Origin of the sequence: Vibrio zhanjiangensis, from assembly GCF_030161235.1 — a bacterium.
GTDB classification, from domain to species: domain Bacteria; phylum Pseudomonadota; class Gammaproteobacteria; order Enterobacterales; family Vibrionaceae; genus Vibrio; species Vibrio zhanjiangensis.
This window is the reverse complement of the sequence record NZ_BSPW01000121.1, coordinates 1-8,310: the sequence shown is the minus strand read 5'-3', so window position 1 is coordinate 8,310 and position 8,310 is coordinate 1. Positions and strand designations below refer to the sequence as shown.

Sequence of the window (8,310 nt, the reverse complement as noted above, 5' to 3'; positions counted from 1 at the left end):
ATCCTTCCGAGCGCGCCACATTTAAACCCTACTGATTCAGTAGGGTTTTTTATTTTCTAAACCTCGAAGTAAAAGTTCATAAAAGTGCTCAATTAATTGGGTAGCAGAGCTTAATTTCCTGATTTTCGTTATGCTTATTTTCTCAATGAATACAAAATTATCAGCAAATTTTGGTTTTGGCAGTTAACTCGTTAGCAATAAATGGTATATATTCAAAGGGATGCTTCTGCATCCTTTTTTCTTGCCGTCAGGGAAATGAACAAATGGAAAATAAACAAATAGCGATTGCTCAATTTGGTGGTCCAGAAGTCTTAATAATCCAATCGACTGAGGTACCTAACCCGCAAAAAGGTCAGGTTTTGGTGAAGATTGCGTTTGCCGGTGTTAACCCGATTGATGTAAAAACTCGTGCAGGCTTGGGTTGGGCGGCGTCACAAAATGAAGACAAGCTACCTTGGGTGCCAGGCTATGACATCTCTGGGGAAGTCGTTAAATGTGGTGAATCGGCTGAGCGATTTGAAGTGGGTGACAAGGTTGCCGGATTTGTTGGTTTCCCTCTTCACGGAGGAGGCTATAGTCAATATCTGTGCGTCCCTGAGGCTGAATTGAGTTTAATACCTGATGCAACCACTTTAGAAGCGGCAGCGGCACTGCCTTTGGCTGGTCAGACAGCCGTTCAAGCGTTGGACAAAGCGGGAGTTCATGAGGGGCAAAGAGTCTTGATTCTTGCTGGTGCTGGAGGGGTTGGGCATTTAGCCATTCAGGTGGCGATTGCGGCTAAAGCAGAGGTGTTTACCACGTGCAGTGCTGAAAACCTTGATTATATGGCGACCTTGGGGGCACATGCGGTGAATTATGAATTCTCCCCAGTATCAGAGCGTGTGGAAGAAGCGGATGTATTAATTGACCTGATTGGAGGTGATGCTGCTCTTGATGCGTTGCATTGTTTGAGAGATGGGGCAAAAGTTGTTACGGTTCCGACCATAACGGCTGAATTAATTTGTGAGAAAGCCAAAATGTTAGGCTTTGACGCAGCAGGTATGTTGGTGGCACCTGATCCTGAGCAGTTGGATGCCTTGCTGTATATGGTGAGTGTTGGGCTACTGAAAACAGAGATTCAACATATATACCCAATGAGCGAAGTGGTTAAGGCTCATCAGCAAATTGAAACAGGGCATACAAGGGGCAAGATTTTGCTTGATATGCAGTGCTAGAGGCATTTGATACTGCGTTTAAAAGTATTGCTCATGGATTTTCCGATTCTGCCCTTTGGGTTCTATTTATCACAGGCTTTTTGAGTGCGACGATTTTGCCCGGTGGATCTGAGGCAGGACTTATCGCTGCTCTAACTCTCAATCAGTACCCTGTCATTTCCGTTATTTCGACCGCGACTTTAGGTAATACCTTAGGTGGCCTAACAAACTATTGGTTAGGTTTGTTGTTACCCAATCGAACTCAAAATGGAAAATATGGTCTTAAAGCACGGCAGTGGTTGAGTAAATATGGCTACTGGTCGCTTTTATTCAGCTGGTTACCTGTTATTGGTGATCCTCTTTGTCTCGCTGCTGGTTGGCTACGAATGCGTTTTTGGCCATGTTTATGGTTGATAATGGTTGGTAAAGCATTACGCTATAGTCTTTTAGCAGCCTTGTTTTACGGTTTTTTCTGAGGAGATGTCATGAGAAAAATCTGGTTAGGTCTCTTTTCTCTTATTGCTCTATATGGGTGCTCAAATAGCCCACTTTCTTCTAATTCCTCTCTCCCTCTAGGTGTCTCTCTTATTGAAACGGTTCCTGCTGAGCCAGGTAAGGTGATGATACCTTACTCAAAATATCAGCTGGAGAATGGGCTGACGGTGATTCTATCTCCAGATGATTCGGACCCTTTGGTTCATGTCGATGTCACTTATCACGTCGGTTCTGCAAGAGAAGAAACTGGCAAATCAGGTTTTGCTCACTTTTTTGAGCATATGATGTTCCAAGGAAGTGAACATGTGGCAGATCAAGAGCATTTTAAATTGATCACTGAAGCCGGTGGGTCACTAAATGGTACTACTAACCGAGATAGAACCAACTATTTCGAAACGGTACCTTCTAATCAGTTGGAAAAAGTTCTTTGGCTTGAGTCAGATAGAATGGGCTTCTTGCTTGATGCGGTCTCTCAGCGCAAGTTTGAAATTCAACGTGACACAGTAAAAAACGAGCGAGCGCAGAATTACGATAATCGACCTTATGGTTTGATGTGGGAAAAAATGGGCGAGGCACTTTACCCAGAAGGGCATCCATATTCGTGGCAGACTATTGGTTATGTCGAGGATCTTGATCGGGTGGATGTCAATGACCTTAAAGCCTTTTTCTTACGCTGGTATGGGCCGAACAATGCGGTGCTAACGATAGGCGGAGACATTGATGTTCCCAAGACATTGGAGTGGGTGAACAAGTACTTTGGCTCAATTCCAAGAGGACCTGACGTTGAACAAGCTCCCAAGCAGCCAGTAACACTAAATGAAGATCGGTATATTACTTTAGAAGACCGAATTCAACAGCCAATGCTGCTCGTTGGTTGGCCGACGACTTATCAAGGTGAGAAAACTGAAACCACATTAAATGCTTTAGCTAATGTTTTAGGCCAGGGTACAAATAGCCTCCTCTATCAAGACTTAGTCAAGACGCAGAAAGCGGTCGATGCCGGTGCTTTTCAGGACTGTTCTGAGTTGTCATGTACGTTTTATGTCTATGCGATGGCACCTTCAGGAGATAGTGGAAAGCTCAAGCCACTCTACCAATCATTGATGGAAACGCTGAAGAAATTTGAACAAACAGGGGTTAATCAGCAGCGCTTGGATCAAATCACAGGCATGGCTGAAGCGGATGCAGTGTTTGCTTTGCAAAGTGTAAAAGGTAAGGTGTCTCAATTAGCTTCCAATCAAACTTTTTATGGTCAACCAGACCGCTTGCAAGCCCAACTTGACCAAATTAGAGCCGTATCACCTCAGTCTGTGATGAATGCGTACATTCGCTATTTGAATGGTAATCCGAAAGTCACTTTGAGCGTTGTCCCCAAAGGAAAGCGCGATTATGCCGTCATGCCAGCGACGTTTGAAACCCCGCCAAGAACATTGCCAGAGTATACGAAGGTGAGTGATAAGGATTTAAGTTATCGCCGTCCGGTGGATAACTTCGACCGTTCTATAATGCCAGAGGTTGCAGAGGCGGTTAAGGCACATATGCCACCGCTTTATCATATTTATTTTGATAACGGTGCCGAGCTTTTGGGAACTCAGAGTAGCGAAACGCCAACGGTTGAAATTGATATCAGTTTCCCTGCGGGCGAACGCTATGTTGAACCTGGTAAAGAGGGGCTGGCTAACCTGACAGCAACCATGATGGAAGAAGGAACGTTAGAATCAACCAGTGAAGAGTTACAGGCCAGATTAGACAAATTGGGTAGTACGGTTTCAATTAGTGCTGCCAATTACACTACGAGTATTTCTATTTCTAGTCTTGAAGAAAACCTTCATCAAACATTGGAAATAGTAAAGGAAGTGTTGTTCAAGCCTGCTTTCAAGGCGTCAGACTTTGAGCGAAATAAGCAGCAGATGCTAGAGGGACTGGTGTATCAGCACCAAAAACCTGACTGGTTAGCTTCTCAAGCTACAAGGCAAGTTCTTTTTTCTGGAACGATTTATCAACGACCCAATGATGGAACCAAAGAATCGGTAGAGAATTTGACTCTTGATGATGTGAAAGCTTTTTACCGTAAGCACTACACCCCTCAAGGTGCTCAAATAGTGGTAGTCGGTGACATTAATCAGCGTCAAATTAAAAAAGAGCTGGCGTTTATCGATAAGTGGCGGGGAGAGGTAGCCCCACTATTGCATCCACAAGTCATTGATAAGAAGGGCGAACAGAAAGTGTATCTAATTGACAAGCCTGGAGCACCACAAAGTATTGTGCGATTTGTGCGTCAAGGTTTGCCTTTCGATGCAACAGGAGAAGTTTATCTGACTCAGCTAGCGAATTTTAACCTAGCAGGTAACTTTAACAGCCGTATCAATCAGAACCTTAGAGAAGACAAAGGGTACACCTATGGTGCAAGTGGTTATTTTGCTGCCAATCGTGAGGTTGGAGCGATCGTTTTCTCGGCTCAGGTTCGAGCTGATACGACAGCGGCTTCCATCAAAGAAATACAAAGTGAATTGAGAAAATACAGCCAGCAAGGTATGACAGATGACGAAATTAAGTTTCTTCGCCTCGCGGTTGGTCAGCAAGATGCGTTGAAATACGAAACCCCCTCACAGAAAGCACAGCTGCTAGGCAGTATTCTCGCTTATAGCCTAGATGAAGACTATCTTCAGCAACGTAACGAAATTGTTGAGACAGTCAGTAAGGTTACATTAAATACTATGGCAGCCAAATGGTTTGCGCCTAATGATTATCAAATTATCGTGGTTGGAGATATCAAGGCGCTTAAACCCCAACTAGAAAGTTTACAAATCCCACTAGAAGAGCTTGAAATCGTTCGCTAGAGAACACATAACTATACCATGACAGAGAGACGGATTTTCTCCGTCTCTCTTTATATAAACGGTCCATAATGTTTGGATCAGGACTATAAGTGGACTTCATCGTGACTGATTTTGCTAAGCGACTTGAGAAAATTGTTCTCAACCCAGAGATATTTAGATCCCTTTCGCGTGGTGTTGAGAGAGAAACATTACGCTATCGAAAAGATGGTAGCCTAGCGACAACACCGCACCCGACAGAACTTGGTTCCGCTTATGCAAATAACTGGATAACGACAGATTTTTCAGAATCTTTGCTGGAGTTTATCACGCCCGTATCTTCAGAGATTGATACGCTGACGCAGCAGTTAGAGGATATCCATCATTTTACCCAATCGAAACTTGGTGAAGAACGGATGTGGCCGCTTTCAATGCCATGTTATATCAATCATCAAGATGATATTCATTTGGCTCAATACGGCAGCTCTAATGCAGGGAAAATGAAAACGCTCTATCGTGAAGGGCTAAAACGTCGTTATGGCAGTTTGATGCAAATTATCTCTGGTGTTCATTTCAATTTCTCTTTTCCTGACGCTTTTTGGGATGCGCTTTATGGAGTGCAAAGCGACAACAAGCGTGCTGAATCTAGATCCGAAGCCTATTTTGGTCTAATTAGGAATTACTATCGATTTGGCTGGTTGATCCCCTTCTTTTTTGGCGCTTCTCCTGCTTTGTGCTCGTCCTTCATTAAAGACCAAGAAACGGACTTGCCTTTCGAAAATATTGGCCAAACATTGTATCTTCCTTATGCGACGTCACTGCGTATGAGCGATCTTGGTTATACCAATAGCGCCCAAAGCTCGCTTAAAATTGGCTTCAATAGTCTAAATGAGTACTTAGATGGTCTAAACACGGCAATTAGAACCCCTTCGGATAAATTTGCTGATATTGGTGTGAAAGTTGATGGTGAATATCGTCAGCTAAATAGCAATGTGCTGCAGATAGAAAATGAGCTCTATGCTCCAATAAGGCCTAAGAGAGTGACCAAAAATGGTGAGAAACCATCAGAAGCTCTTTCTCGGGGTGGTGTTGAATATATCGAAGTTCGCGCACTTGATGTCAATCCCTATAGCCCTATTGGAATAGATCAAGACCAGATCCGTTTTCTCGACCTTTTTCTCACGTGGTGTGCGCTATCTGATTCTGAACCTATGGATTTTTGTGAGCAAGAATGCTGGCGAGAAAACTGGGATAAGGTTATTACATCCGGGCGTCAAATTGGTTTGCAGTTACAGATAGGTTGCCAAGGCGAAGTTCTATCATTGCAAGATTGGTCACATCGTGTATTGGATGAACTTTGTCAAATTGGACGGTATATGGATGATGCTCATGGTGGCAAGGCGTACCAAGCCGTATGTAACAAACTTCGTTCTTGGATTGATAACCCCGAGCTTACTATCTCTGGGCGATTGCTTGCTGATACAAAGCAGTTTGGTGGCTTAGGTAAAGTGGGTTGTGAATTTGGTCAGAGATATAGTGAGCGTCATGCTAATCATGATTTTAAAATCTACAGCCGCGACACCATGGAGCAAGAAGTGCTGCGCTCGAGAGAAGCTCAGCTTAGTGTAGAGCAGTCAGATACCCTTAACTTCGATGATTTTTTGCAAGACTACTTTGCTTACCTCAGCCGGTGAGAGACTTTTCGTTTGAGTGAAATGCTTTTTGGTAGTCTCTAATCATGTCGCTAAGCTTACTGCTACCCTTATTCTTCAATCTCCGCATAACATAACGCCGTTAAGTAAAACTGAACGGCGTTCTTTCTGTCTATAAAATCCACATCCCTCAGCCTTTAGTTGAGTTAATTATTTATTATTCACCCTATCTATACGCACTCCTGTCATTAATTTATGTTGTTATTAAACAAAACATTTGCAGGGTTGCATATCAAAGATTAGGGTTGGCGGTGAAGCAAGGCAAAGAAAGCAATTACTCGCATTTTTGAGTTTATTGCAGATAGGAGACAATTATAATGCCATTACTCGATAGCTTTACTGTTGATCATACTCGAATGCATGCACCTGCAGTGAGAGTAGCGAAGATGATGAGTACACCAAGTGGTGATACAATAACAGTGTTTGATTTACGCTTTACTGCCCCAAATAAAGCCATTCTTTCGGAAAAAGGCATACATACCTTAGAACACTTATTCGCAGGTTTCATGCGCAACCACCTTAACGGTAACGGAGTGGAGATTATTGACATCTCACCTATGGGCTGTAGAACGGGCTTTTATATGAGTTTGGTCGGTACACCATCAGAAGATCGTGTCGCCAAAGCATGGCTATCAGCTATGTATGATGTACTTAAAGTGAGAAGTCAACATCATATACCTGAGTTAAATGAGTACCAGTGTGGAACGGCTGTTATGCATTCTTTGGAGGAAGCGAAACAAATTGCTCAGGATATTATCGATGTTGGAGTTGAGATTAATAAAAACGAAGAGTTGGCTTTGCCAGACTTTATGTTGAAAGAGCTCGCAGTATGTTAGGCGAGTTAAAGAGGAAGGTTTAGCCTTCCTCTTAGCTATTGTGCTTGATTCAGTACGATAACCTGTGTTTTTGCCCAAATATCATGAAACCCGCGCTTTTTAGGATCGATAGGTACGGTTAAATTTGCTAAGCCAAAACATGATGTAGCGATGCGAATCAATGCTTGTCTTGTCGAAATTGCGCTTCCATCAGAGTTGCGAATTTGTAGTTTCCAAGCTCGCATTCCCAAGGTCTGACCTGCTTTTGTCCAAAAGAAAACAAAAAAGTATATCCATACTGCAGCGAGATAAAAAGTATAGATTGGCCCCCAGATAGGATGCATGGTCAGAAAGTCGCTGACGTCTACATAAGGGGCGACATTAAATACCCCAAGCGCTATCAGAGCGTGAAGAATAGCAATGACGATACCTGCTGCCATCATTTCGATTGCAATAACAATCAGACCATCATAAAACAATGCGCCGAGGCGACGCATAAGGCCTGCTGGCTGAGGTTCTTCTATTGTTGACATAGAGTTTATATACCTTGGTTGAACTTGGTGGTCAGAATATAGCGTCAAAACAAGCCTGAAAAGGTATTTTATGTTCTGTTTGACAAGTTGTGGTGGTTTTATCATCAAACAATTGCGAATTCAGTATTTTGCTCTTGCACCTTATTAATGCATACGTATAATGCCAATCATCAAAGGGCGATAGCCTTAAGATGCCGGTGTGGTGAAATTGGTATACACGACGGATTCAAAATCCGTTGCCTTCGGGCGTGGCGGTTCAAGTCCGCCCACCGGTACCATATTAGAAACAACAAAGCCTCGACAGAAGTCGGGGCTTTGTTGTTTCTGCAAGTCATATTATGCCTACTCAATACTCGTCAATGATCATTTAATGCCCAGCACGATTTATCAAAGAGTGTTCTTTTGTACTATTACTAGTTTAGCTTGATGGCAAGATAGACCAAACAAGGTGATACAGAGCAATTGTTCATCACTTGATTGTTTTAAATGAAAAAAACACATCTTTTACTTGCCTTATTAATTCGCATCTATATAATCCGCGCTCACTGACAGAGGTGAGATGCAAAGTATTTCCTCTGTGTCATCGAGGTAAAATTGGCAGCAAGAAATTAATTTTAAAAAGTGTTTGACTCTTTAAATTATATCGCTAGAATTCACCTCCGCTTTGAGAGATAAAGATTCCAAAGCACTGCTCTTTAACAATGTAAACCTATCAATCTGTGTGGGCACTCGTTGATGATAATCCA

6 protein-coding genes and 1 tRNA gene are annotated in these 8,310 nt (G+C 42.8%); 6 read left to right on the top strand and 1 reads right to left on the bottom strand.

Going from position 1 to position 8,310, the window contains the following annotated elements; genetic code table 11:
* Nucleotides 1-263: 263 nt before the first annotated feature.
* The 5 genes from QQK21_RS21845 to luxS all read left to right on the top strand — a co-directional run bounded on the left by QQK21_RS21845 (nucleotide 264) and on the right by luxS (nucleotide 7,052).
* Nucleotides 264-1,214 carry an NADP-dependent oxidoreductase gene (locus QQK21_RS21845; RefSeq protein ID WP_284194285.1) on the top strand — a complete coding sequence of 317 codons (951 nt, stop codon included), beginning with the start codon at nucleotides 264-266 and terminating at the stop codon, nucleotides 1,212-1,214.
* The gene (locus QQK21_RS21840) at nucleotides 1,208-1,669 is read left to right on the top strand and encodes a YqaA family protein (protein WP_284194284.1); all 462 of its coding nucleotides are present in this window, start codon (nucleotides 1,208-1,210) and stop codon (nucleotides 1,667-1,669) included. Before QQK21_RS21845 ends, QQK21_RS21840 begins: the two co-directional genes overlap by 7 nt.
* A 9-nt stretch (nucleotides 1,670-1,678) precedes the next feature.
* On the top strand, nucleotides 1,679-4,528 hold the full coding sequence (locus QQK21_RS21835; protein ID WP_284194283.1) for a M16 family metallopeptidase: 2,850 nt from the start codon (nucleotides 1,679-1,681) through the stop codon (nucleotides 4,526-4,528).
* Between the two features lie 101 nt (nucleotides 4,529-4,629).
* The gene (gshA, locus tag QQK21_RS21830) at nucleotides 4,630-6,198 is read left to right on the top strand and encodes a glutamate--cysteine ligase (RefSeq protein WP_284194286.1); all 1,569 of its coding nucleotides are present in this window, start codon (nucleotides 4,630-4,632) and stop codon (nucleotides 6,196-6,198) included.
* Between the two features lie 335 nt (nucleotides 6,199-6,533).
* Nucleotides 6,534-7,052: an S-ribosylhomocysteine lyase gene (gene luxS, locus QQK21_RS21825; protein ID WP_284194282.1), complete on the top strand. Its 519-nt coding sequence runs from the start codon at nucleotides 6,534-6,536 to the stop codon at nucleotides 7,050-7,052.
* A 35-nt stretch (nucleotides 7,053-7,087) separates the two neighbouring features.
* On the opposite strand, the gene QQK21_RS21820 is transcribed toward luxS, so the two are convergent.
* Nucleotides 7,088-7,528: an RDD family protein gene (locus QQK21_RS21820; protein ID WP_431313155.1), complete on the bottom strand. Its 441-nt coding sequence runs from the start codon at nucleotides 7,526-7,528 to the stop codon at nucleotides 7,088-7,090.
* 229 nt (nucleotides 7,529-7,757) lie between these two features.
* On the opposite strand from QQK21_RS21820, the gene QQK21_RS21815 reads away from it, so the two are divergent.
* Nucleotides 7,758-7,842, top strand: a tRNA-Leu gene (locus QQK21_RS21815).
* The last annotated feature ends 468 nt before the right edge of the window (nucleotides 7,843-8,310 follow it).